The organism is Streptomyces sp. NBC_00539, assembly GCF_036346105.1.
Classification (GTDB): domain Bacteria; phylum Actinomycetota; class Actinomycetes; order Streptomycetales; family Streptomycetaceae; genus Streptomyces.
In genome coordinates this window covers 596,700-617,525 of sequence record NZ_CP107811.1, presented here as the reverse complement: position 1 = coordinate 617,525, position 20,826 = coordinate 596,700, and the positions used below count along the sequence as shown (strand labels likewise).

Genomic DNA, 20,826 nt, shown 5'->3' with positions numbered 1-20,826 from the left:
GTGGACATGTCGCAGCGGTCGGGCCAGGGCCTGCGCCAACGGGTCGGCACCAGTCTCTTCGCCCACGTGGCGGGGCCGGGCGGCCGGCAGAACCGCGCCCGCATCCACGGCACCCCCGGCCCGCGCTGGTTCGGCCCCGAGCGGCCCATTCGCACCGTCCACGGAGACGCCTCCATGTTCGTCGGCGGCCTCAGCGCGCTCCTGCTGCAATCCCTGCACCCGCGTGCGATGGCCGCCGTCGCCGCGCACTCCGGCTTCCGGGGCGACCCCTGGGGGCGGCTCCAGCGCACCAGCACCTTCCTCGCGGTCACCACCTACGGCACCGCCGAGGACGCCCAGCGCGCCGTTGACCACGTACGCGAGGTGCACGAGCGGATACGCGGAACCACGGCCGCCGGTGAGCCCTACCACGCCGCGGACCCGCACCTGCTGTGCTGGGTGCACGTGGCGGAGGTCGACAGCTTCCTGCGTGCGCACCAGCGTTACGGTGCCCACCCCCTGGACGGCGCCGGCTGCGACGCGTACATCGCCGACACCGCCCGGGTCGCCCGCGCGCTCGGCGTACCCGACCCACCGGACGACCGCGCCTCCCTCGCGGCCCGGCTCGCCCGCTACCGGCCCGAACTGCGCGCCACCCCGGAGGCCCTGGACGCGGCCCGCTTCATCCTCCGCGAGCCGCCGCTGCCGTGGATCGCCCGCGGCCCCTACGCCCTCCTGGCGGCGAACGCGGTCCGCACGCTGCCGCCATGGGCCCGGGAGGCGCTGGGCCTGCGCGCAGCGCCGTACCTTCCGGAGGACCTCGTACTCCTGTCCGGCAGGGCGGTGACCGGGACGATCAGATGGGCGCTGGGGGCCCTTCCGCCCCGTGAGGAGCCCCCCGCGGCCCGCTGAGCCGCACGCGGAAAACCACCGGGCACCGGGCTTATCCCGGCAGCGGCGGGGAAGACGCCGCTGCGAAGGTGCTCCGGCTACCAGCACGGGGCCGACGGAGGGAGCGCGGACGGTGAACAAAGCCAAGATCGCCTACAAGCCGGTGGGACTGGCGCTCGGCGCCGGCGCCGGCATGCTGGCGGGCGTGGCGTTCAAGCAGGTCTGGAAACTGGCGGGCCACGAGGACGACGCGCCGAACGCCACGGACGAGGGCAGGGCCTGGCGCGAGATCCTGCTCGCGGCCGCCCTGCAAGGGGCGATCTTCGCCGTGGTCAAGGCCGCGGTCGAACGGGGCGGAGCCACCGCCGTACGGCGCGTCTCGGGCACCTGGCCCGCCTGACGGGCGGGCACGCAGAGAACACGCGAACACCGGGCCGAGGAGTCACCATGGCCGGCAAGGGCGGCATGGACAAGGCAAAGGGCAAGGTCAAGGAAGTCGCGGGCAAGGCCACCGGCAGCGACAAGATGGCAGCCGAGGGCAAGATGGACCAGGCCAAGGGCGAGGCGAAGAGCGCGCTGGAAGAAACCAAGGGCCGGGCCAAGGCGCCAGAGGAAACAAGGGTTCGCTCTGACACCCTCCGGCACTGTCACCCCATCGACCCCATCGACCCCATCCACGACAGCAGACGGCTCCGCCCGGTACCCACCGGGCGGAGCCGTCCGTTCGGGCGCGACCGTCCCTTTCGTCAGGCCGTTTCGTCAGGCGCCCTGGTCGCCCCGCGCGGGCTGCTGCGGCTGCGCGTCGACGAGTGTCTCGGCGGCCTTGAGCGCATCGTGCGGGGTCCGGCGGCCCATCATCACGCACAACGTGTACACGGCGTCGTCCAGCTCGCGCTGCAGGGCGAGGTCGCCCGGGGATCCCAGCACCTCCCGGCGCAGTGCCCGGAAGCGCGCCACGTGCTCGCGCAGGACGTCCGGCCTGGGCAGCAGCCGCGCCCCGGCTCCCTGCTGCGGCCCGGACCTGGCCCGGCGCATCGCCGTGCGCAGCGCTTCCTGGACCGGGGTGGGCTCGTCCTGGCCGCCGAGCAGTGCGACGGCCGCTCCGGCGCTCTCCTGCGCCGTCGTGCCCGTTTCCTCGGCGGCCGCCGTGAGCAGTCGGCGCGCGGTTTCCGCGCTGCACGGAACCAGTGCCATGAGGATCCCCGTCGCCAGCTCGGTGCGGGCACGCGCCGCTGCCGCGGCGGCGACGGCAGGGTCGGCGGCCGCGGGTGTGCGGCGGCGCTGGGGTATCGGTGTCTCGGTCATCGTCGCCTCCGCTTCTCCTGCCGCTTCGGGCCTGAGCGTGCCCGGTATCAGGCATCCCGTATCCCGGTATGCGGTCAAATCGCGGTCAGAGGCGCGTTCCCGCCGGGGCCCGGCGGTCACTCCAGGGCCACACGTGCGTGGATGGTCTTCCCGCCGTCCGCGGTCGGCCGGATCTCGACGGATTCGGTCAGGTGGTGCACGAGGTTCCAGCCCCAGCCCCCGTGCCCCGTGTGGTCGGGCACCCGGGGCGTCGGCGGGTGCGGGCTCGTGTCCGTCACGTCGACGTCGATGGCGTTCGCGTGCAGCGTCAGGCTGAGGGTGCAGGGGCCGCCGGTATGGCGCAGCGCGTTCGTCACCAGCTCGGTGACCAGGAGGAGCAGGGTGTCGGGGGCCGGGTCCGGTACGGCACGGCCGTGCTCCCTCGCGTCGGCCAGGAACCGGTGGGCGGTATCGCGGGCGACCGCGTTGGCCCCCGGCCGCGGGGTGAGCGTGATGCGGTGCTGGACGAGTGAGGTGTCCATGGACGCTGTCTCCCTGCGCGCCTTGACGGTGACGTCTTTGCGCCTGCCCGTGGCCCGACCCGGCATGTGTCGCGAGCGCGTCGCTTTTCCCGCTGCTTCCTCCGTACAGCGCCGCACGGCGCGACGCACGGCGGCACCGCACCCCGTCAACGCACGGCGCTCCGGAGGCCGGACGCCACCGGTCCCCGGAGCCGCCGTTCAAGGGGAGCGTCAGTCCTTGCCCCGTCCGCTCATGGCGTCGCGCAGCCGGTCGACCAGGCCCACCCCGGGGGCGAGCAGCTTGTTGGCCGGCGGCTTGTCGGGCGCCGACGGGTGCGGCCGGGTCGGGGCCATCTTCTTGGCCTGGCGGACCTTGTCGCCGAGCTTGTCGAGCATGTCCGGGGTGCAGGCGGCGCGCAGCTGGGGGAAGAGGTTGTTCTCCTCGTCGGCCACGTGGGCCCGGATCTCGGCCATGAGCTTGGTCATCAGGGCGTCGAAACGCGGGTCGTCCGCGGCACAGCCCTCCAGGTCCTTCATGGTGCGCTCGGCCATCGCGTGGTCCTCCAGCTCCTTGTCCGCGATGCTGTCCCCCTCGGGAAGGTGCTCGCGGACGGCCGGGTACAGGTACGACTCCTCGGCCACGGAGTGCCGGACCAGCTCCATGATCGCCTGGTCCGCGTAGTGCTTCCTGCGCGCGTCGCCCGACGGCAGTTCCTGGATGTTGGTGAAGAGCTCCTCCACCTCCTCGTGGTCCGTGGTGAGTTCCGCGATGACGTCGCCGCCGTGTCCCATGCCGCTCTCCTCTCTCGTGCCGATGGTCTGATCCAGGCCACCCAGTGAACCGCCGCGCAGCGAGCCGTCGGGGCATTGGTCCTCACGTAGCGTGTCGTGACATATCCGGTGTGTACTGCGTGCGCCGGATCGCGTTGATCTTCACGCGAAGGGGAAAGGGCGGGTCATGTCACTCTCTGCTCCACTGCGTCAGCTGGTGCGGCGGCACCGGGAGCCCGCCGTCGTCCAGACCGTCCGTTCCACCGCGGCCGCCGTGATCTCGTACGTCGTCGCCCTGCAGCTCAGCGGTGAACCCGCCCCGCTGACCGCTCCGCTCACCGCGCTGCTCGTCGTGCAGGTCACCCTCTACTCGACCCTCACCACCGGCATCCGCCGGGTCAACTCCGTGGTGGCCGGGGTGCTGCTCGCGATCGGATTCAGCGCGCTGGTCGGCCTGACCTGGTGGAGCCTCGGCCTGATCATCCTGGTGTCGCTCACCATCGGACCGCTGGTGAAGGCGGGCGAGTTCGTCCCCGAAGTCGCGATCAGCGCCATGCTGGTCCTCGGCGTCACCCGGGTGGCCGACACCGCCTGGGACCGGGTGCTGGAGACCTTGATCGGCGCCGCCGTCGGCCTGCTGTTCAACATCCTGTTCGTGCCGCCCGTATGGGTCGGACCGGCGAGCGAGGCGATCACCGACCTCGCCCGGCGGATGCGCGCCCTGATGGTGCACATCACCGACGAACTCGACGAGCACACCCCGGTGGAGAAGGCCGCCGCCCGGCTGCACGAGGCACGCCGGCTCGACAACGACATCGCCCAGGTCGACGCCGCGCTGCGGCAGGCCGAGGACAGCCTGCGGCTGAACCCGCGCGTGCGCGAAGGGCTCCTGTTCCGCCTGGTCCTGCGCACCGGACTGGACACCCTGGAGATCTGCGCGGTGGTGCTGCGCGTCTCCTGCCGCACGCTGACCGACCTGGCGCAGACGCGGCCCGAGCAACCGCTGTTCCCGGCGCACATCGCGCAGGCGCTGCGGGAGCTCTACGCGCACACGGCCATCGCCGTCGAGAGCTTCGCCCAGCTGATCACCGCCCAGGTCAGCGCGAACGCCGAGGAAGCCGAGAGCAGGCTGACCGAGGAGCTCAACACCGCCCGCCTGAGCCGGGACAAGCTGGCCGGACTGCTCCTGGAACAGGTCCGCACCGACCCCGGCCAGTGGCAGCTCTCGGGCGCCCTGCTCGCCGAGGCGGACCGGGTGCTGGACGAACTCGGCGTGGAGAAACGTTCCGAGCGGCTCATCGAGGAGCTCGACCGGCACTCGCAGCTGCGGCGCGAACGCTTCCCCCGCCTGCACCGCCTCGCAGACCAGCTGCGGCTGCGCCCCGCGGACGACCAGGGCGGCCGATCGCGCCGGTGGTGAGGCGGACCGAAGGAGTCGCGCTCCCGGTGCGACAGGGCCCGGACGGGCGAAAGCCGGCCCCCCGCCACTCGGCGGGGGGCCGGCTTCGGAACGGGGCGGCCCTCAGGTGTGCCGGCGCCCGGCGACCAGCCGGTAGACCAGCAGCACGATGACGGAACCAACGATGGCCGCGATCCACGTCGACAGGTGGAAGAAGCCGTTGATCGAGTCCACCCCGAAGATCACCTTGCCGAGCCACCCGCCCAGCAGGCCGCCCACGATGCCGATCAGCATCGTGATCAGGCATCCGCCGGGGTCCCGCCCCGGGGTGATGGCTTTGGCGATGAGCCCGGCCAGCAGGCCGATCAGGATCCAGGCGATGATGCCCATGCGCAGCAGTGTCCCCTCAGCGGTTGAACTCGGTCAGGAAGGTCTTGCAGAACACCGGCAGGTCATCAGGCTTACGGCTGGTGACGAGCGTGTTGGGGCCTGCCGTGCACACCTGCACGGCCTCGTCGACCCAGGTCCCGCCCGCGTTCTCGACGTCCGTGCGCAGGCTCGGCCACGAGGTCAGCGTGCGGCCTCGGACCCGGCCGGCTTCCACCAGCGTCCAGGGGGCGTGGCAGATCGCCGCGACCGGCTTGCCGCCGTCGAAGAAGCTCTGTACGAAGGCCACCGCTTCGGCGTTCGTCCGCAGTGCGTCCGGGTTGGCGACACCACCCGGAAGGACCAGTCCGTCGAAGTCCTCCGCCGAGGCCTGCGAGACGACGAGGTCGACGGGGAAGGTGTCCGCCTTGTCGAGGTGGTTGAACGCCTGGACGCGGCCCGGCTCCGTCGAGACGAGCTGGGGGTTGCCGCCGGCATCGATCACTGCTTGCCACGGCTGGGTGAGCTCGATCTGCTCGACGCCCTCCGTAGCCGTCAAAAACGCCACGCGCATGGGTCGGTCCTTCCTGTGCGAAGAGGGATGAGGTTCGTAAATCGTCCGTCGTCTATCGCCCCTTGCCGGTGACGAGCCATCTCAAACCAGCTCATGTCGTGCAGGGAAGCGGGTGACCCTGCCGGTGGCCACGGGTCGGGCGTGCGCGCCGGGCGGCCGGTGGGCCCGCGCGGGAGGGGGCAGCGGGGGGCCGCCGGGCCGGGCCGGCGGGCGGTGCGCCCAGGAGACGTTCTTCGTACCGCCCGAGGGCCACCATCGCGGCCAGCATGACGGGGGGAGTGAGCAGCGCGACGGCGAGCATGGGGATCCTTAGCGTCGGACGAGCGTGTCCCTGTCACGCGTGCCCCGTCGCTCCGCACGGAACCGGCCGGACCGCACGCACCGGTCCTGGGCGCGGTCCTACGAGCGGCAGCGGCGCCGGTGTGCCAGGAGGGCCGCGGCCACGGCGACGGCGCCGGCCGCAGCCGTCATGACCGTCCGGCGGCTGTCCTGGAGGGAGAGGGCGACCTGGGCCGCCTTTTCGCGGGCCGGCTGGGGCGGCACGTTCGCGTTCGGGTGTTCCACCTCGCGGGCCTCCTGCTCTTACGTGGGCCGGCCCGTCGGCCGGGAAGTCAGCGGGCGTTTTCGGTGGGGAGTCAGCGGCCGTCTCCCGGCGCCGTCAGGGGGGCGACTCCGCCCACGACTCGGGTCCGGGGCCGCGCCACTCGACGAGCTCGGGATCGGTGAGGTCCAGTTCCCCGGGATCCTCCATCCCGGCCGCGCTCAGGAAGACGAGGATGTCGGAGGGCTTGTGGGCCACGCCGATGGCGACGCCGTCGTAACGCACCCGGCGCCAGCCGTTCTCGTCCGGAGGGTAGATGACCAGTCGGGCGGACATGCTCCCATCCTCGGTCGTGTCGCCCCCCGCGGCGCCCCCGGTCGCGCGTACGGGTGGACGCCCGGGCGCTGCGTCAGCGGTGCTCAGGGCGGAATGCGGCCTCCGTCGCGGCCGGGAGGCCAAGACCGCACCCCGCACGGCGGCCCCTACCCCGCGCGGTTCCCGGAAAACGAGCCGGGCGCGCCCCGCTCAGCCCGCCAGCGCGGTGTCCGCCCCCAGGCAGTCCACCAGCCCCGGGCGGTGCAGGTCCGCTATCGGCGCCAGCAGGTCCGGGTGGCGCAGCAGCGCCGCCGCGTCGCGGTCGTTCGCCTCGGGATCGGTCAGGCGCCGGAAGGCCACCGGGACGGCATCGGCGTGATCGGTCCCGGCCAGCGCGCCCACCGCCGCCGAGGCCAGCGAAGGCGCGGTCAGCAGGCACGCCGCCCAGCTGGCCACGACCTCGTCGACCCAGCTGCGCCAGACGTCCTCGCGCTCCTCGTCCTCGCAGGGTGCGTCCGCCCCGGTGATCCAGTCCAGGCGGCCCGAGCCGCCCGGCCCGGTCAGCGCGACCAGCTGCGCGTCGAGGTCCGTCGGGTACCGCAGCCACGCGGCGACCGTGACGGCCTGCCGGGCCTGCGCCTCGGCCAGGCCCCGCTGGAGCGCGCCGCTGCCGGCGGGGTAGGCGCGGGTCAGCCAGTGCGTCGTCGCCGCTATGAGCGGGGACAGGGAGGTGTCTGCGGGCACTGGTGACCATCCGGGCGGATAGGAAAAAGGAGGGATCGTCACGATAACGGCCGCATCGGCCGCATGGGAATGGCCCGGCGCGGATCGTGGCGTACGACACGGCAGCCCCGTGCCCGGCGTTCACACGCGCAGCCGCAGCGGGTGGTCCGCCGGCACCTCCACGACGGCGATCCGCACGCCGTCCGGGTCCTCGATCCACATCTCGATCAGCCCCCACGGCTCTTGCCGGGGCGGCCGCAGCACCGCGACCCCCCGCCCCAGCAGCTCCCGGTACGCCGCCTGCGCGTCGGCGACCTGGAGCCACAACCGCAGCCCGGGGGCGGGCGGGCTCTCCGAGCGGCCCGAGACTTCCAGGAACCCGCCGCCGAGGAAGTAGACCGTCCCCCGCTCGGGCCCCGTACCGAACTCCCGGTACACCGCGAGGCCCAGTGCCCCGCCGTAGAACGCGCGCGAACGGTCGGGGTCCGTGGGGGTCAGCAGCATCCTGCTGCCCAGTACGTGCACCATGCGGACGAATCTAGGCCGTCTCTTCCGTATCCTGCCTGACCCGCGCCGCCCGACAAGATCCGAAAGAGACGGCCTGGACGTCCCCCGGGCCACGGGGGCACAGCCGCGCTTACCGGGGAGTATCCGTGCGGGAACCGGGCAGAAGCCGGGCGTCTGCGGAGGAGGAGCATGCGGCTGCGCACGAGTCGCCCCGACCGGCCCGGATACGTCCGGGTACGCCACGGCCGGGGTTTTCGCTACCTGGACCTGTCGGGAACCCCGGTCACCGACCCGTCGGAACGCGAGCGGCTGCGCGCACTGGTGATCCCGCCCGCCTGGACCGACGTGTGGATCTGCCCGTGGCCCGGAGGCCACATCCAGGCCATGGGGACCGACGAGGCGGGCCGTCGGCAGTACCTCTACCACCCGGCGTTCCGGGAGCGCCAGGAGGCCGCCAAGCACGAACACGTCCTGGACGTCGCGACCCGGCTCCCGCGCCTGCGCCAGGGCATCGAAGCGGACCTCGCGACGCGGGGCCTGGGCCGGGAGCGGGTCCTGGCCTGCTCGGCGCGCCTGCTCGACCTGGGCTTCTTCCGCGTGGGCGGAGCCGCGTACCGGCGGGACCACCAGGCTTACGGGCTGACCACGCTGCTACGGGAACACGCCGTCTGCAGCCGGGGCGAGGTCTGTTTCCGCTACCCCGGAAAATCGGGGCAGGAGCAGATGCGCGCCCTGGTCGACCCCGCCGCGTACGCCGTCGTCAGGTCACTGCTGCGCCGGTCCGAGGGGCATTCCCAGCTCTTCGTGTACCGGCAGGGCCGCGTCTGGCACGACGTGCGTGCCGGCGACGTCAACGACTACCTGCGCAGCAGGTCCGGTACGGACATCACCGCCAAGGACTTCCGGACCTGGCACGCGACGGTCCTGGCCGCCGTCGCCCTGGCCGTCTCGGCCGACGTGGCGGGCGAGTCCCGGGCCCGGCGTACGAAGGCGGTGGCCCGTGCGGTGCGCGAGGTGAGCGGCTACCTGGGCAACACGCCGGCGGTCTGCCGCTCCTCGTACATCAACCCGAGGCTCTTCGAGCTCTACGAGAGCGGTGTCACGATCAAGCCCGCGCTGGACCGGCTCGGCGCGGACGTCGTCTACGGGCACCCGGCCACCCACGGGGAGGTGGAGGCGGCCGTACTGGAACTGCTCGGCTGAACCGGCGGGCACCCGCCGGACCTCCGGTGCGGGGCCGGGTGCCGCGGTCTCAGGTGCGCAGGTGGCTGTTGGTGCCGTCGTGGCCGTCGGCCTGCTCCTCGTCGAACCAGTAGTCGCCCGCGGCGAGGTACCGGAACGTGTGCGTCTTCTTCCCGCTGAGTTCGACGGTCACGGCGCGCAGGCCGTCCTCGCGGGGAGCCAGCACGTGGGTGCCCGGCTGCCAGTCGTTGAAGTCGCCCACCACGCTGACCGGCCCGGGCGGATTGTCGGCCGGAAGGACGAAGGTGACCTCGGTCCCGTTCTTGCGCCGCTTGCGTTCGAGCACGTGAAACTCCTTTGCCGGAGGTGGGTGCGGCCACTGTGCCAGCGGGGTGACCGGAGACGGCCTGGGGCGCGTGAAACGGCGGAAGGTTTCACCCGTACGCCAAGCCCGTTGAAAACGCCCGGGTTTGCCGACGGCGCCGGACGGGGGCGGCCGACGGGGCGGCGTACCTCCGGGTGGCCGCGCCGGGGTGCGCGAGCCGGCGCCGGCCCGCAGCATGGCCGTGTCCACCCCTATGCGTCACCCCGTGCGTGAGGAGAACTGCGATGCCCCGAGGATCCAGCGGTAAGCGTGAGCGCCAGTACGAGCACATCAAGGAGTCCGGCCAGGAGCGCGGCATGTCGGAGGGCCGGGCGAAGGAGATGGCGGGCCGTACGGTGAACAAGGAGCGGGCCCGCTCCGGCGAGACGAAGTCGTCGAGCCGCAGCTCGTCCGGCTCCGGCCGGAGCATGGGCTCCGGCAGCGGCTCCTCGGGGCCCACCCGCGACGCGCTGTACGAAGAGGCGAAGAAGCGGGGCATCGAGGGCCGTTCCGCGATGAACAAGGACCAGCTCAAGAAGGCCCTCGGGCGCTGAGCGGTGGAGCGCCGCCGCCGCGGCGGACCGGCGGCCCGCCGGTCCGCCGCGCCGCGCGTGACCGCCCGCGCGGGGGCCCGAATCACCCCGAAGGACCCTGAGGAAAGGCGACGTGATGAACAGCGAAGCACGGCACGCGGACGACGCGGTGCTGGTGACGGCCACCGACTGCTCGCCCGAGTGTGCCCGTACCCTCATCGGGTTCCTGGAGCGGGCCTTCCCCGACGACGGAGGGGAGGGCGTCGAGACGCAGGCCCAGGACCACACGGGAGCGCCCACCGTCTGGAGCACGACCATCGACGCCGGCAGACCGGCGGCGCCGACGGGCCCCGTCGCCCTCGACGGCACGGTCCGGGTCGGTGTGCAGGGCGGCCCCCGCGCGGTGGACCGGGTCCTGTTCGCGCTGACGGAAGCCTTCACCGTCGAGGCGAAGGGCACCGTCGCCGGGGACCAGGAGCGCGAGGTCGAGGTGCTGTTGCGCTCCCCGTGAGAGGCGCGCCCCGCCAACACCGGGGCCGGGCGGCCCGGTTCCGGCGCAGTGGGGTGGGGCCCCGGGGCGGGACCTTGTAGACTCCGTACCCATGTCGAAGCCTGACGACCTCCTTGTCGCCATCGCCGCCGCCGTGGAGTCGGAGCCCACCAATCAGATGGCCCTCACCGTCGTGGTGCACGGCGCCGTGATCACGGGCCGCCTCGCCCCCGAGAGCGTGTGGCGCCAGCGCGTGGCCGAGGTCCTCAAGGACTCCGACCAGCTCGGCGCCTTCGCGGACATCTTCGCGGACTCGGGGACCATGTCCCCCTCCCCGAAGGTGGCTCCGCCCGCGTACCTCCACTTCCACGTGGCCCGGATCCTGCAGGGCACCGTCGGCATCCCGGAGACCGGCGGGATGTACCGGATCGCGATCAAGGACGTCAGCGCCTGGACGATGGGCGATTTCAGCTTCTCCGAACGCTGATCCGCCCGGCGCCCGGCCCCACCGCCCGTCCGGCTACTCGGGGCCCTTGGCCGGGCTCTTCGCCCCGCGGTCCTTCGCCGGGCCGCTTGTCCCGGCGTTCTTCGCCGGGCCGCTTCCCTCGCTGCCGCGGTCCTTTCCGCCCTGCCCGGAACGCCGGTCCTGCGGCTCACCGCTCCGTGCGAGTCGTTCCTTCTCCGGCTGGTCCACGTGGGGCCCGCGGCGCTTCGCCTCGTCCTCGTCATGGTGCAGTGGCACGCCGCCCGCGCCGCCCTGGTCGTCCATGGCACTCTCCCTCCGTAGGTTCCGGTTCCCGGCGGCTACCCGCCCTCCGGGCCGGCCATGCGGCCGCGTCCGCCGGCCGTGTGAGCCCCGCCGGACGGGGTAGGCGCCCGCCGAGGGCCGTCACACCAGACCCGGGGAAAGGCAACGATCATGGCCAGCGACACGCAGGGCGACGAGGTGTACCAGCCGCAGAACGGTGACCAGCGCGCCGAGTACCAGCCCGACATGGAGAACGCGCTCGACGAGCCGGACGCCGACCAGCGCCTCGACGAGGGTTACGACACCCCCGACCGGCCCCGCGCAGTCTCCCGCCACGGCACCACGGCGGCCGAGCAGCGCCAGGGCGAAACCCTGGACCAGCGCCTCGCACAGGAGACCCCCGACGTCGGGCAGAACGGCCAGGACACCGGTCCGCATCCCGAACCCCTCCCGGGCGACACCGTCGGCCGGCTCGCCCCCGTGGAGGACAACCACCCCCGGCGGGCCTTCGACGTACTGGCCCACGACGTCGGCACCGACGGGGGAGCGCAGTCCGCGGAGGAGGCCGCCATGCACGTGGTGGGCCGCAACACCGCCCCCGAGTACGGCGAGGACGCCCGCGAGCCGGAAGAGTCCGGACCCTCCGGCGGCGGAACGCCATAGCGGGCCCCACTCGGGGTAGGCGCCCGCCATGGACCTACGAAGCACCGCACTCGGCACCGCAGGCAAAGGCCCCGGACCCGTCCTGACCGCGATGGAGCGGCTGGAGCAGACGCCGGTGGCGGACGGGGCCATCGAAGCCCTCCGCCGCGCCGTACGCGCCCTCCCGCTGGGAGCGGCCCGGGACGTCCTGCACGGCCGCCCCATCGGCCACCCGGCACACCCGCCGCTCGTCCAGGTGCCGCTCGGCGCCTGGTTCTCCTCCGCAGTCCTGGACCTGCTGCCCGGCCAGCGCCGGGCGGCGCACGCCCTGATCGGGGTGGGCGTGGTCACCGCCGTCCCCGCCGCCCTGGCGGGCTGGACGGACTGGGCAGAGCTGCCCCCCGAGCAGGCCCGCGTAGGGCTCGTCCACGCCCTCACCAACAGCGTCGGCCTCTGCCTCTACGCCGGCTCCTTCGCGGCCCGCGCCCGGGGCCGGACCTGGCGGGGCAGGCTGCTGTCCGCGGCGGGCCTCGCGGCAGTCTCGGCGGGCGGCGCACTGGGCGGCCACCTGGCCTACCGGCAGGCCGCGGGAGCCAATCACGCCGAAGCGGTGACGCACCTGGTGGGGGAGGGCTGGCACCGTGTCGGACCCGTCGCGGACTTCGCCGTCGACCGGCCCGTCCGTGCGCGCGTGGACGGGGTGGACGTACTCGTGGTCCGCGCCACGGGCGGCGCCGTACACGTCCTCGCGGACCGCTGCTCGCACATGGGCGGGCCGCTCTCCGAAGGCGAGATCACCGACGGATGCGTACGCTGCCCCTGGCACGGCAGTGTGTTCAGGCTCTCCGACGGCTGGAACGTCAAGGGCCCGGCCACCGCCCCGCAGCCGTCGTTCGAGACGCGCGTCGTCGACGGTCACGTCGAGGCCCGGCTGCGCCCCTTCCACACCCCACGGTCGTCGTCCCCCTGAAACCGGGGCCCCGGCCGCAGCAAGCGCTCAGGAGGTGTAGTGCATGGCCAAGAACAGGAAGTCGGGACACCCGTCACACGGTGAGGGTCCCAGTCGGCACGAAGGGACCGAGCAGCACGGATGGTCGCCCGACGTGGACGCCACCCGTCAGCAGGACAACCCGAGCGCGGAGCGCTCCTTCCACACCGACGAGTACGGGGGCGAAGGCCCCGACCGGCGCTCCGGGACCAAGGCGTCGCCGACCAAGGCCGACGAGGGCACCCCCGTCAAGACCGGCGGCCGGCGCGGGGAGCACAAGAGCAAGGGATCCGGCTCCGGCGACAAGGGCCACCACGACATGGGCGAGAAGGGAGCCTCCCGGCGCCCCAGTGGAACCAAGGACGCCTCCGCGTACACGGGAGTCGACCCCCAGGACCCGCCCGGCGGACGCCGTGGCGGCTGAACGGACAGCCGGACGGAGAGCCGGACCGGCTACGTCATGACCTACGACCACCCGAGAATCCAGGTCCTCCTCGACGAGGACGGGGTCCGGGTGGTCGTGCTGTCGGGTGAGTTCGACGTCGACAGCGTCGGGCCGCTGGCGCAGGTGCTGGCTGACGCTGCCGAGGAGGGCGTGCGCCGGGTGGTGGACATCGCCCGGGTCACCTTCGCCGACTCCTCGCTGCTGAACGCCCTTCTTGCGGGCGACCGCGAGCAGCATCTGGTCCTGGCCGGCCCCGTGCCGGAGCAGTTCGCGCAGATGCTGCGGCTCTTCGCCGCCGAATCCGAGCTGGAGATCGCCCCGACCCTCGCCGAGGCCCGCGCCCGGTCCGTTCCCCCCTCGGAGTGAGCCGTGGGAGTGGGCCCCGGGGTCCCGACCCGGCCCCGGGGTCCCGGCCCGGTCCCGCGGCCTAGCCCAGTGCGGACGCGGCCACCGAAAGGTCGCCGACCAGCCCGCGGAACGCCGCCTCCCGGTCGTCGGAGCGCAGCACCGAGGAGGGGTGTACGGTCGCCAGCAGCTGCCCCGGAAACGGCTCCTGCGGGTCGTCCCCCAGGGCGGGCATCGGCCGCAGGACACCGCGCTGCTCGCCCACCTTGAAGGAACTCCCGAGCAGGGCGCGGCCCGCGGTGGCGCCGAGCACGACCACTACCTCGGGCTCCACCAGGCGCAGCTCCGCCGTCAGCCACGGCCTGCACGCCGTCATCTCCCGCAGGCTCGGGGCTTTGTGGATGCGGCGCTTGCCGCGCGCGGCGGTGGTGAACTTGAAGTGTTTGACGGCGTTGGTCACGTACGTGTCCTCGTCGCCGAGGCCCGCCTCCTCCAGCGCCCGGTGCAGCAGCCGCCCCGCGGGGCCGACGAACGGCTCTCCCTGGAGGTCCTCCTGGTCCCCGGGCTGCTCACCGACCAGCAGCAGCCGGGCGTGCGCCGATCCGGCGCCGAAGACCGTCTGCGTGGCGTGCTCGAACAGGGGGCAGCCCTGGCAGCCGGCGGCGGCCCGGCGCAGGGCGCCGAGGCCGCCGTGGCCGGGCACGTAGGGACTGGCGTCGTACTGCCGTCCGACGGAGGGCAGGGTGCCGGGGTTGGCGCTCGTGCCGTCGGCCATGGATCCCACCTCCCTGCCGCGCCGCCCTTCCAGCGGGGTCTCGTGCTCCCGTCGCGCTTGGTCCGCCCTGTGTTCGTCACCACAGGGCGGCATGCGGCTTCTGCCCGACGGCCCCGCCGTGAAACCCGTCGGGAGGGTCGGCGGCTACGGCTCGGCGACGGCTTCGGTCTGTGCGCGGACCGCGTGCATGCAGGCGGCGCAGTAGTGGTCGGCGGAGGGCTCGATCGCCGGCGGCGGCACGTGGCCGGGGTTGAGGAGGGATCCGCACAGCGTGCTGAGGGTGGTGTCCTTCGCTATCACGTGCCACAGCAGGTGGCCCCGCTCGGCGCTGGACTCGGCGCGCATCTCGTACATGGCGTACCTCTTTCATGCTCGACGCGGCAGAGGGAACGGCCTGATGTCCATGAGAGCGCCCCGTGCGCGAGGGGGCCAATGGGGGTAGACCAGGAGGAGGAAAACGAGGCGGGGGAGGTTTGACGGACGTCGGCTCCGCCGACGACATGGCACGGGAGGAGCGTGGCCTATGGCCTGGGCTTCGTGGACGACGACGGGCATCTACCCAGGGGCCGGCGGGGTCCGCACGGAGGAAGTGGGAGTGATCTCCGGCAACCTGACGCTGCACACCACCTGGACGGGAGCGGCGGCCCAGGTCGCCGTCCAGTACAGCGGCTCGTCCGACTGGTTCACCCTGTCGGGCAGCCCCGTCGAATGCGATTCGGAGCAGGACAGCCGGGACCTGCACCAAGCGGTGGTCGAGGCGCTCCGCGGCGGAGGCGGTGCCGGCGTGCCGGCCGAATGGGCCGGGCACGCCGTATGACGGCGTGGCCGCCTCCGCGCGGGCGGCCTCAGGTCACGGGGTCCGGAGCCGGCACCGGGCCGGGCAGCGGCCCGGGCGCCGGAAGCGGATCCGGACCCGGCGCGGGCTCGGGCCGCGGGTCCGGCTGGGGCTGCGGCGGCGCCGGCGGCACCGGGTCGGGGCCGCCCGGCCCCGGGACCGGCCCCGGCAGGGGTCCAGGCTGCGGTCCGGGGCCCGGACCGGGTGCGGGCGTCGGGTTGGGAGGTACGGGATCGTTCGGAGGGGTGGCCATGGCGCCCTTCTCGACTCGGGCCGGCCACGGGGGCCGGCTCTGACGGGTGAACTCTCGTCAGGCGGTTACCCGGAGCGCGCGCCCTGACACGAAGCCGGCGGGGGTGCCGGGGAGGAGGTCACGGCGTGCTGCCACGGCGTCGGCCCCGCAGGGCACGGCGCTCCGCCGGGAGGACGTGCTCCCGCGCCCTGACCGGTCTCAGTCGTCCCCGGCGGCGAGTTCGAGGGCGAGCGCCTGGAGGATCTCCTGGGCGGACATCTCCGGGTCCGCCTCGTCGTAAGCGTCCGCGACCGCTTCGAAGGCCAGCACGAAACCGGTGACCAAAGCGCTCCACGGCCCCGAAAGCTGGTCCAGCACGGCGAGTCCGATCTCCGCCGGATCGGCTTCCGCGGGGACCAGGAACTCCGCCGGCGTCACCTCGCTGAGCAGGGCGGAGACGTAGTCCGTACCGACGTCGCCGCGCACCCCGGTGAGCACCGCGATGGCCTTCAGCTTGATCTCGTTCTCGGTCATCCGGCGAGAGTAGGGGGAAACGGACGCGGCGACCCGCTGGCATGCCGGGCACGGCCCGCGGGAGGCGGGACCCGGGAGGGCGCGCGGGGGAGTGGCCGAAGGGGTGAGAATCGCCGCCGGTCGCCCGGCGGTACCGGCCGGGTACGGGCGAATGGCACATGATGACGCAGAGCGGGCCCCCGGACCCCGAGACCCGAGGGTCCGCTCCTGGGGCGAACCGGCCCCCGGCCTCCGGCCGGTGCGGGGGACCGGTCCGGTGCGCGACCGGGGGCGGAGGGGGATCAGGCCGGCACGATGTTCTCGGCCTGCGGCCCCTTCTGGCCCTGGGTGACGTCGAAGGTCACCGCTTGCCCCTCCCACAGTTCCCGAAAACCGGTAGCGTTGATCGCTGAGTAGTGGGCGAAGACATCGGGGCCGCCCCCGTCCTGCGCGATGAAGCCGAAGCCCTTCTCCGCGCTGAACCACTTCACCGTTCCGGTAGCCACACAGGTCCCTCTCCTCGACGGTCGGCCTTCCACACCATGCGGAACGCCCGAACGACGGGAAGGTACAACGCGAGCGCACCGGTTCCGAACACAAAACGACGCCACACGCGACCCCACCCGTCCGGCCTACGTCCGGCGGACGGGTTCCCCGGGCCGCTTCCCGGCGCCGTCGGCCCTCACAGGGACCGCAGCGCCCCGCGGTGCGCGGCGAGCCAGGTGGCGAAGTCCTGCAGCTCGGGGTTGAGCGCCCGGATGGCCTCCAGATCCCTCGCATGGGTGAACCGGTCCTCGCACTCGGCGTAGTACTGGAACATGTTCCCGGACTCGTCCGCCCCGGGGAACCCGAGCGCGCGGTACTCATCCGGGTCCATCGGCGCGTAGCGCACCGGCTCGCCGATGACATCGGTCATCGCCGCCGCCATGTCCGCGATCGGCAGGTGCTCGCCGGCGATGCTGACCGTAGCGCCGATGAGGTCGGTGCCCCGCTTGAACACGGCCAGCGCCGTCTTGCCGATGTCGGCGACGGCGATGCCCGACAGCCGGCTGCCGCCCATCGGGAGGACCAGCCGCAAGGCGCCGTCCTCGCCGCGCTGCGGGGCGAACGTCGTCAGCAGGTTCTCCCAGTAGAACGTCGTGCGCAGGAAGGTGGTCGGCGCGCCGGCCTCGGGGAAGTAGTGGTCGGCCTCCGCCTTGGCGTCGAAGTGCGGCACCTTGTACGTGCCCTGGAGGGTGGGCATGCGCCCGTCGTCGAGCGGGATGCACTCGCGGGTGTCCTCCAGGGTCGACCAGACGGCGTGCTGCACCCCCGCGTGTCCGGTCGCCCGGGCGAGGGAGGCGGCCTGCCGTTTCTCCTGCTCCGCCGACATGTGCTCCCAGAAGTCGGTCACCAGGTACGCCCCGTACGAGCCTTCCAGGACGGGTCCGAGGCCGGCCTCGTCGTCCATGTCGGCCCGGACCACCTCCGCGCCGAGCCGCGCCAGTTCCCGGGCCCGGTCCGATTCCGGACGGCGGGTCACCGCGCGCGCCGAGAACTCGTGGTCGGGGTCGTCGAGGATGGCCCGTACCAGACTGCCGCCTTGCGCGCCCGTCGCGCCGAACACCGTGATGACGCGTGAACCGGCCATCGCCGACCTCCCTCTCGTAACGATCCGCGTCCGATCGGACGGATGGTCACGGACTGTATGCGCGCGGCCGGGCCGGCCGGGGAACGGGCGCGCCCGACGCACGGGACTCCACTCCATCGCACGGGTGCGCCGGGCGCCGCCGCACCGCCGAGTGGCAGCGCGCCCTGCCCGCTTTCGAGTGACGACAGCGCTCGGCCTCGCGCCGCCGCGCCCGGCGGTGGCCGAACATCGCAGGCGGCCGGACAACCCCCGGCCCACCGTGCGCGAAGGCGCCTGGCCGTCGGGAGACCGAGTGCGCATCCTGCTCGTCGCGAGCGCGTTCAACAGCCTGACGCAGCGCGTCCACGCCGAGCTGCGCGACCACGGTCACCGCGTGGCCGTCGAACTCGCCCTGCCCGGCGGCTCCCTGACCGACGTCACGCATCGCCACCGGCCCGACCTGATCATCGCGCCGATGCTCAAGACGGCCGTGCCCCGCGAGGTGTGGTCCACCCACACCTGTCTGATCGTCCACCCGGGGCCGGTCGGGGACCGCGGCCCCTCCTCGCTCGACCGGGCCGTCCAGGAGGGCGCCACGCACTGGGGCGTGACCGTGCTGCAGGCGGACGCCGAGATGGACGCCGGCGACGTCTGGGCCTTCGCCGAATGCCCCGTACCCGAGCTGGCCAAGAGCGACCTCTACCGCGGGGAGATCGCCGACGCGGCTCTGCGGGCCGTCCTGCTCGCCGTCGAACGCTTCGCCTCGGGGACGTACGTCCCCACCCCGCAGACCACCCACCACACCCGGCCCTACTTGCGTCAGGACGAGCGCCGCATCGACTGGGCGGCGGACTCCACCGACCGCGTCCTGCGCGTCCTGCGGGCCGCCGACTCCCAGCCCGGAGTACGGGACGAACTGCTCGGCGGGGTCTGGTTCCTGCACGGAGGCCACCGGGAGGACCGGCTGCGCGGCCGCCCGGGCGAACTGCTGGCCACCCGCGCGGGCGCGGTCTGCCGGGCGACCACCGACGGCGCCGTGTGGATCCCGGAGCTGCGGGCCTGCCGGGCGCCGGGGGAGCCCGTCCCGGTGAAGCTGCCCGCCACCGTGGCGCTCGGCGACCGGCTGCCCCCGCTGCCGCAGGACCCCGCGCCGCCGCACGACGGCCCCCCGCGCCGTACCTGGTCCGACATCACCTACCGGGAGGAGGGAGCGGCCGGTTTCCTGTCGTTCTCCTTCCCCGGCGGCGCGATGAGCACCGACCGGTGCCGGCGCCTGCTGGACGCCTACCGGGCCGCTTGTGAGCGCCCCACCTCCGTCCTGGTCCTCGGCGGTGGCCGCGATTTCTTCTCCAACGGCATCCACCTCGGCGTCATCGAGGCGGCCGCCGACCCGGCCGCCGAGTCCTGGGCGAACATCACGGCGATGGACGACCTCGTCGAGGCCGTCCTGACCACTACGGACCGTCTCGTCGTCGCGGCCCTCGGCGGCAACGCCGCCGCCGGAGGCGCGATGCTGGCACTGGCGGCCGACGAGGTCTGGTGCCGCTCGGGCGTCGTCCTCAACCCGCACTACCGGCTGATGGGCCTCTACGGCTCCGAGTACTGGACCTACACGCTGCCCCGCCGCGTCGGGGCAGCCGTCGCCGAGCGGCTCACCACCGACGCCCTGCCGCTGAGCGCCGCCGCCGCGGCCGCGCTGGGCCTGGTCGACCGTACGGTGCCCTGCGCGCCCGGGGAGTTCGCCGGCGAAACGGCCCGGCTGGCCGCCCTGCTGGCCGCGTCCCCCACCGCCCCGTCCCGGATCGCCGCGAAGAAGGCGCGGCGGGAGCGGGACGAGGCCGAAACCCCGCTGGCCGCCTACCGCGAGGCGGAGCTGGCCCGGATGCGGGCCACCTTCTTCGACCCGCAGGCCCCGTACCACGCCCTGCGCCGTGCCTTCGTCCGCAAGGAGCCGGCCGCCGCCACCCCGCCGCACCTGGTCCGTGCGGTCCCGGCCGGCCACGGCCGTTCGCCGGACCGGGTCACCGGACTGGCCGTACAAGACAGCGCACCGCCCGCCGGCCCCTGTTACGAAGAAGGGTGAGAGCGGAGTGCCCGCCCCCGGCTCCCCCTCAGCCCACTTCCCCGATTTCTTCCTGCCCAAGGAGGCATCCCCATGGATGCACAAACGCCGAGCACGGTAGAGGACCCCCCCATCCACATCCTCTGGATCAACGCGGGGCTGAGCTGCGACGGCGACTCGGTGTCCCTGACGGCGGCGATGCAGCCGAGCATCGAAGAGATCGTGATGGGCGTACTGCCGGGTCTGCCCAAGATCGCGGTGCACTGGCCCCTGATCGACTTCGAGTGCGGTCCCGTCGGCGGCGCGGACACGTTCATCGAGTGGTTCTTCAAGGGCGAGCGCGGTGAGATCGACCCCTTCGTCCTCGTGATCGAGGGATCCATCCCCAACGAGAAGATCAAGGCCGACGGCTACTGGTGCGGCTTCGGGGACAACCCCGAGACGGGCCAGCCCATCACGACCAGCGAGTGGATCGACCGGCTGGCGCCCAAGGCCCTCGCGGTCGTCGCCATCGGCACCTGCGCCACGTACGGCGGCATCCACGCGATGGAGGGCAACCCCACCGGCGCCATGGGCGTCCCGGACTACCTGGGCTGGGACTGGAAGTCCAAGGCCGGCATCCCGATCGTGTGCGTGCCGGGCTGCCCCATCCAGCCGGACAACTTCTCCGAGACGCTCACCTACCTGCTCTACCAGGCGGCCGGCTCCGCGCCGATGATCCCGCTCGACGACAAACTGCGCCCGACCTGGCTGTTCGGCGCCACCGTCCACGAGGGCTGCGACCGGGCCGGCTACTACGAGCAGGGCCAGTTCGCGCACACCTACGACTCGCCGCAGTGCCTGGTCAAGCTGGGCTGCTGGGGCCCCGTCGTCAAGTGCAACGTGCCCAAGCGCGGCTGGATGAACGGCATCGGCGGCTGCCCGAACGTCGGCGGCATCTGCATCGCCTGCACCATGCCCGGCTTCCCGGACAAGTTCATGCCGTTCATGGACGAGCCGCCCGGCGCCAAGGTGTCCAGCAAGGCCAGCGGCGCGTACGGCGCCGTCGTCCGCAAGCTCCGCCAGATGACGGCGCACACCGTGGACCGCGAACCCAAGTGGCGGCACACCGGCGAGACGCTGACCACCGGCTACCGGCCGCCCTGGTGACCGGCGGGCCCCACGCCCCCCGTACCGCGCAACCCCGCAGAGC

At 73.2% G+C, this 20,826-nt stretch carries 30 protein-coding genes and 1 pseudogene; 15 read left to right on the top strand and 16 right to left on the bottom strand.

The window, feature by feature from the left end; all coding sequences use genetic code 11:
• The first annotated feature begins 6 nt into the window (after positions 1 to 6).
• The 3 genes and pseudogenes from OG861_RS02975 to OG861_RS02965 form a co-directional block, all read left to right on the top strand.
• Positions 7 to 891, top strand: a complete 885-nt coding sequence (locus OG861_RS02975) for an oxygenase MpaB family protein (protein WP_329202600.1) — start codon at positions 7 to 9, stop codon at positions 889 to 891.
• Positions 892 to 1,003: 112 nt separating this feature from the next.
• Positions 1,004 to 1,270, top strand: a complete 267-nt coding sequence (locus OG861_RS02970) for a DUF4235 domain-containing protein (RefSeq protein WP_329200803.1) — start codon at positions 1,004 to 1,006, stop codon at positions 1,268 to 1,270.
• Positions 1,271 to 1,317: 47 nt separating this feature from the next.
• Positions 1,318 to 1,461 (top strand): annotated as a pseudogene (locus tag OG861_RS02965) (CsbD family protein); the annotation flags it as partial.
• A 168-nt stretch (positions 1,462 to 1,629) separates the two neighbouring features.
• On the opposite strand, the gene OG861_RS02960 reads toward OG861_RS02965, so the two are convergent.
• The 3 genes from OG861_RS02960 to OG861_RS02950 all read right to left on the bottom strand — a co-directional run bounded on the left by OG861_RS02960 (position 1,630) and on the right by OG861_RS02950 (position 3,467).
• A complete protein-coding gene (locus tag OG861_RS02960) occupies positions 1,630 to 2,175 on the bottom strand; it encodes a DUF5133 domain-containing protein (RefSeq protein WP_329200807.1) in 546 nt (181 codons plus the stop codon).
• Between the two features lie 116 nt (positions 2,176 to 2,291).
• Positions 2,292 to 2,696, bottom strand: coding sequence for an ATP-binding protein (locus OG861_RS02955; protein WP_330261153.1), 405 nt, complete (start codon positions 2,694 to 2,696; stop codon positions 2,292 to 2,294).
• A 210-nt stretch (positions 2,697 to 2,906) separates the two neighbouring features.
• Positions 2,907 to 3,467: a hemerythrin domain-containing protein gene (locus tag OG861_RS02950; RefSeq protein WP_329200811.1), complete on the bottom strand. Its 561-nt coding sequence runs from the start codon at positions 3,465 to 3,467 to the stop codon at positions 2,907 to 2,909.
• Between the two features lie 166 nt (positions 3,468 to 3,633).
• Between OG861_RS02950 and OG861_RS02945 the strand changes: the two genes are divergently transcribed.
• Complete coding sequence (locus OG861_RS02945; RefSeq protein WP_329200813.1) at positions 3,634 to 4,866, top strand: FUSC family protein; 1,233 nt, start codon at positions 3,634 to 3,636, stop codon at positions 4,864 to 4,866.
• A gap of 102 nt (positions 4,867 to 4,968) precedes the next feature.
• Here OG861_RS02945 and OG861_RS02940 read toward each other — a convergent pair whose 3' ends face one another.
• The 6 genes from OG861_RS02940 to OG861_RS02915 all read right to left on the bottom strand — a co-directional run bounded on the left by OG861_RS02940 (position 4,969) and on the right by OG861_RS02915 (position 7,892).
• Entirely contained in the window at positions 4,969 to 5,235 is a 267-nt protein-coding gene (locus OG861_RS02940) for a GlsB/YeaQ/YmgE family stress response membrane protein (RefSeq protein WP_329200815.1), read from the bottom strand.
• Between the two features lie 16 nt (positions 5,236 to 5,251).
• Positions 5,252 to 5,785, bottom strand: a complete 534-nt coding sequence (locus OG861_RS02935; RefSeq protein ID WP_329200817.1) for a type 1 glutamine amidotransferase domain-containing protein — start codon at positions 5,783 to 5,785, stop codon at positions 5,252 to 5,254.
• A gap of 399 nt (positions 5,786 to 6,184) precedes the next feature.
• Complete coding sequence (locus tag OG861_RS02930) at positions 6,185 to 6,349, bottom strand: hypothetical protein (protein ID WP_329200821.1); 165 nt, start codon at positions 6,347 to 6,349, stop codon at positions 6,185 to 6,187.
• 94 nt (positions 6,350 to 6,443) lie between these two features.
• Positions 6,444 to 6,662 (bottom strand): hypothetical protein, encoded by a 219-nt coding sequence (locus OG861_RS02925; protein WP_329200823.1) that lies wholly within the window; start codon positions 6,660 to 6,662, stop codon positions 6,444 to 6,446.
• A gap of 189 nt (positions 6,663 to 6,851) precedes the next feature.
• Positions 6,852 to 7,385 (bottom strand): hypothetical protein, encoded by a 534-nt coding sequence (locus OG861_RS02920; RefSeq protein WP_329200824.1) that lies wholly within the window; start codon positions 7,383 to 7,385, stop codon positions 6,852 to 6,854.
• 120 nt (positions 7,386 to 7,505) lie between these two features.
• The gene (locus tag OG861_RS02915; protein WP_329200826.1) at positions 7,506 to 7,892 is read right to left on the bottom strand and encodes a VOC family protein; all 387 of its coding nucleotides are present in this window, start codon (positions 7,890 to 7,892) and stop codon (positions 7,506 to 7,508) included.
• Between the two features lie 168 nt (positions 7,893 to 8,060).
• On the opposite strand from OG861_RS02915, the gene OG861_RS02910 reads away from it, so the two are divergent.
• Positions 8,061 to 9,074 (top strand): DNA topoisomerase IB, encoded by a 1,014-nt coding sequence (locus tag OG861_RS02910; protein WP_329200828.1) that lies wholly within the window; start codon positions 8,061 to 8,063, stop codon positions 9,072 to 9,074.
• 49 nt (positions 9,075 to 9,123) lie between these two features.
• Here OG861_RS02910 and OG861_RS02905 read toward each other — a convergent pair whose 3' ends face one another.
• Positions 9,124 to 9,399, bottom strand: a complete 276-nt coding sequence (locus OG861_RS02905) for an isoamylase early set domain-containing protein (protein WP_190184408.1) — start codon at positions 9,397 to 9,399, stop codon at positions 9,124 to 9,126.
• Between the two features lie 263 nt (positions 9,400 to 9,662).
• Here OG861_RS02905 and OG861_RS02900 point away from each other — a divergent pair, with 263 nt between their 5' ends.
• The 3 genes from OG861_RS02900 (at position 9,663) to OG861_RS02890 (ending at position 10,927) form a co-directional block, all read left to right on the top strand.
• Positions 9,663 to 9,971, top strand: a complete 309-nt coding sequence (locus OG861_RS02900) for a plasmid stabilization protein (RefSeq protein ID WP_330261152.1) — start codon at positions 9,663 to 9,665, stop codon at positions 9,969 to 9,971.
• 115 nt (positions 9,972 to 10,086) lie between these two features.
• Positions 10,087 to 10,461 carry a hypothetical protein gene (locus tag OG861_RS02895; protein ID WP_330261151.1) on the top strand — a complete coding sequence of 125 codons (375 nt, stop codon included), beginning with the start codon at positions 10,087 to 10,089 and terminating at the stop codon, positions 10,459 to 10,461.
• Between the two features lie 91 nt (positions 10,462 to 10,552).
• Entirely contained in the window at positions 10,553 to 10,927 is a 375-nt protein-coding gene (locus OG861_RS02890; RefSeq protein WP_329200836.1) for a hypothetical protein, read from the top strand.
• Between the two features lie 33 nt (positions 10,928 to 10,960).
• On the opposite strand, the gene OG861_RS02885 is transcribed toward OG861_RS02890, so the two are convergent.
• Positions 10,961 to 11,209, bottom strand: coding sequence for a hypothetical protein (locus OG861_RS02885; protein ID WP_330261150.1), 249 nt, complete (start codon positions 11,207 to 11,209; stop codon positions 10,961 to 10,963).
• A 150-nt stretch (positions 11,210 to 11,359) separates the two neighbouring features.
• On the opposite strand from OG861_RS02885, the gene OG861_RS02880 reads away from it, so the two are divergent.
• Genes OG861_RS02880 through OG861_RS02865 form a run of 4 tightly spaced genes read left to right on the top strand, consistent with a single transcriptional unit; the run spans position 11,360 to position 13,629 of the window.
• Positions 11,360 to 11,851, top strand: coding sequence for a DUF5709 domain-containing protein (locus OG861_RS02880; protein WP_330261149.1), 492 nt, complete (start codon positions 11,360 to 11,362; stop codon positions 11,849 to 11,851).
• Positions 11,852 to 11,879: 28 nt separating this feature from the next.
• Positions 11,880 to 12,800 (top strand): Rieske 2Fe-2S domain-containing protein, encoded by a 921-nt coding sequence (locus tag OG861_RS02875; protein WP_330261148.1) that lies wholly within the window; start codon positions 11,880 to 11,882, stop codon positions 12,798 to 12,800.
• Between the two features lie 43 nt (positions 12,801 to 12,843).
• Positions 12,844 to 13,242 (top strand): hypothetical protein, encoded by a 399-nt coding sequence (locus OG861_RS02870; protein ID WP_329200843.1) that lies wholly within the window; start codon positions 12,844 to 12,846, stop codon positions 13,240 to 13,242.
• A gap of 36 nt (positions 13,243 to 13,278) precedes the next feature.
• The gene (locus OG861_RS02865) at positions 13,279 to 13,629 is read left to right on the top strand and encodes an STAS domain-containing protein (RefSeq protein WP_329200845.1); all 351 of its coding nucleotides are present in this window, start codon (positions 13,279 to 13,281) and stop codon (positions 13,627 to 13,629) included.
• A gap of 61 nt (positions 13,630 to 13,690) precedes the next feature.
• On the opposite strand, the gene OG861_RS02860 is transcribed toward OG861_RS02865, so the two are convergent.
• Positions 13,691 to 14,383 carry a UdgX family uracil-DNA binding protein gene (locus OG861_RS02860; protein WP_329202602.1) on the bottom strand — a complete coding sequence of 231 codons (693 nt, stop codon included), beginning with the start codon at positions 14,381 to 14,383 and terminating at the stop codon, positions 13,691 to 13,693.
• Between the two features lie 144 nt (positions 14,384 to 14,527).
• Positions 14,528 to 14,737, bottom strand: a complete 210-nt coding sequence (locus tag OG861_RS02855) for a hypothetical protein (RefSeq protein WP_329200846.1) — start codon at positions 14,735 to 14,737, stop codon at positions 14,528 to 14,530.
• Between the two features lie 169 nt (positions 14,738 to 14,906).
• Between OG861_RS02855 and OG861_RS02850 the strand changes: the two genes are divergently transcribed.
• Positions 14,907 to 15,200: a hypothetical protein gene (locus OG861_RS02850; RefSeq protein ID WP_329200847.1), complete on the top strand. Its 294-nt coding sequence runs from the start codon at positions 14,907 to 14,909 to the stop codon at positions 15,198 to 15,200.
• A gap of 469 nt (positions 15,201 to 15,669) precedes the next feature.
• Here OG861_RS02850 and OG861_RS02845 read toward each other — a convergent pair whose 3' ends face one another.
• The 3 genes from OG861_RS02845 to OG861_RS02835 form a co-directional block, all read right to left on the bottom strand.
• Positions 15,670 to 15,984, bottom strand: coding sequence for a hypothetical protein (locus OG861_RS02845; protein ID WP_329200849.1), 315 nt, complete (start codon positions 15,982 to 15,984; stop codon positions 15,670 to 15,672).
• 281 nt (positions 15,985 to 16,265) lie between these two features.
• Entirely contained in the window at positions 16,266 to 16,469 is a 204-nt protein-coding gene (locus tag OG861_RS02840) for a cold-shock protein (RefSeq protein WP_136215879.1), read from the bottom strand.
• Between the two features lie 176 nt (positions 16,470 to 16,645).
• On the bottom strand, positions 16,646 to 17,593 hold the full coding sequence (locus tag OG861_RS02835) for an NmrA/HSCARG family protein (RefSeq protein WP_329200853.1): 948 nt from the start codon (positions 17,591 to 17,593) through the stop codon (positions 16,646 to 16,648).
• 292 nt (positions 17,594 to 17,885) lie between these two features.
• Between OG861_RS02835 and OG861_RS02830 the strand changes: the two genes are divergently transcribed.
• Together OG861_RS02830 and OG861_RS02825 are read left to right on the top strand one after the other, a co-directional pair.
• Positions 17,886 to 19,655 carry an enoyl-CoA hydratase-related protein gene (locus OG861_RS02830; RefSeq protein WP_330261147.1) on the top strand — a complete coding sequence of 590 codons (1,770 nt, stop codon included), beginning with the start codon at positions 17,886 to 17,888 and terminating at the stop codon, positions 19,653 to 19,655.
• Between the two features lie 72 nt (positions 19,656 to 19,727).
• Positions 19,728 to 20,783 (top strand): hydrogenase expression protein HypE, encoded by a 1,056-nt coding sequence (locus OG861_RS02825; RefSeq protein WP_329200857.1) that lies wholly within the window; start codon positions 19,728 to 19,730, stop codon positions 20,781 to 20,783.
• The last annotated feature ends 43 nt before the right edge of the window (positions 20,784 to 20,826 follow it).

Bases quoted from the DNA above. Each gene is read 5' to 3' on its own strand.
- OG861_RS02975 (WP_329202600.1), top strand. From the start codon at position 7: ATGTCGCAGCGGTCGGGCCAGGGCCTGCGCCAACGGGTCGGCACCAGT.
- OG861_RS02960 (WP_329200807.1), bottom strand. From the start codon at position 2,175: ATGACCGAGACACCGATACCCCAGCGCCGCCGCACACCCGCGGCCGCC.
- OG861_RS02955 (WP_330261153.1), bottom strand. From the start codon at position 2,696: ATGGACACCTCACTCGTCCAGCACCGCATCACGCTCACCCCGCGGCCG.
- OG861_RS02950 (WP_329200811.1), bottom strand. From the start codon at position 3,467: ATGGGACACGGCGGCGACGTCATCGCGGAACTCACCACGGACCACGAG.
- OG861_RS02945 (WP_329200813.1), top strand. From the start codon at position 3,634: ATGTCACTCTCTGCTCCACTGCGTCAGCTGGTGCGGCGGCACCGGGAG.
- OG861_RS02940 (WP_329200815.1), bottom strand. From the start codon at position 5,235: ATGGGCATCATCGCCTGGATCCTGATCGGCCTGCTGGCCGGGCTCATC.
- OG861_RS02935 (WP_329200817.1), bottom strand. From the start codon at position 5,785: ATGCGCGTGGCGTTTTTGACGGCTACGGAGGGCGTCGAGCAGATCGAG.
- OG861_RS02925 (WP_329200823.1), bottom strand. From the start codon at position 6,662: ATGTCCGCCCGACTGGTCATCTACCCTCCGGACGAGAACGGCTGGCGC.
- OG861_RS02915 (WP_329200826.1), bottom strand. From the start codon at position 7,892: ATGGTGCACGTACTGGGCAGCAGGATGCTGCTGACCCCCACGGACCCC.
- OG861_RS02910 (WP_329200828.1), top strand. From the start codon at position 8,061: ATGCGGCTGCGCACGAGTCGCCCCGACCGGCCCGGATACGTCCGGGTA.
- OG861_RS02900 (WP_330261152.1), top strand. From the start codon at position 9,663: ATGCCCCGAGGATCCAGCGGTAAGCGTGAGCGCCAGTACGAGCACATC.
- OG861_RS02895 (WP_330261151.1), top strand. From the start codon at position 10,087: ATGAACAGCGAAGCACGGCACGCGGACGACGCGGTGCTGGTGACGGCC.
- OG861_RS02890 (WP_329200836.1), top strand. From the start codon at position 10,553: ATGTCGAAGCCTGACGACCTCCTTGTCGCCATCGCCGCCGCCGTGGAG.
- OG861_RS02885 (WP_330261150.1), bottom strand. From the start codon at position 11,209: ATGGACGACCAGGGCGGCGCGGGCGGCGTGCCACTGCACCATGACGAG.
- OG861_RS02880 (WP_330261149.1), top strand. From the start codon at position 11,360: ATGGCCAGCGACACGCAGGGCGACGAGGTGTACCAGCCGCAGAACGGT.
- OG861_RS02875 (WP_330261148.1), top strand. From the start codon at position 11,880: ATGGACCTACGAAGCACCGCACTCGGCACCGCAGGCAAAGGCCCCGGA.
- OG861_RS02870 (WP_329200843.1), top strand. From the start codon at position 12,844: ATGGCCAAGAACAGGAAGTCGGGACACCCGTCACACGGTGAGGGTCCC.
- OG861_RS02865 (WP_329200845.1), top strand. From the start codon at position 13,279: ATGACCTACGACCACCCGAGAATCCAGGTCCTCCTCGACGAGGACGGG.
- OG861_RS02860 (WP_329202602.1), bottom strand. From the start codon at position 14,383: ATGGCCGACGGCACGAGCGCCAACCCCGGCACCCTGCCCTCCGTCGGA.
- OG861_RS02855 (WP_329200846.1), bottom strand. From the start codon at position 14,737: ATGTACGAGATGCGCGCCGAGTCCAGCGCCGAGCGGGGCCACCTGCTG.
- OG861_RS02850 (WP_329200847.1), top strand. From the start codon at position 14,907: ATGGCCTGGGCTTCGTGGACGACGACGGGCATCTACCCAGGGGCCGGC.
- OG861_RS02845 (WP_329200849.1), bottom strand. From the start codon at position 15,984: ATGACCGAGAACGAGATCAAGCTGAAGGCCATCGCGGTGCTCACCGGG.
- OG861_RS02835 (WP_329200853.1), bottom strand. From the start codon at position 17,593: ATGGCCGGTTCACGCGTCATCACGGTGTTCGGCGCGACGGGCGCGCAA.
- OG861_RS02825 (WP_329200857.1), top strand. From the start codon at position 19,728: ATGGATGCACAAACGCCGAGCACGGTAGAGGACCCCCCCATCCACATC.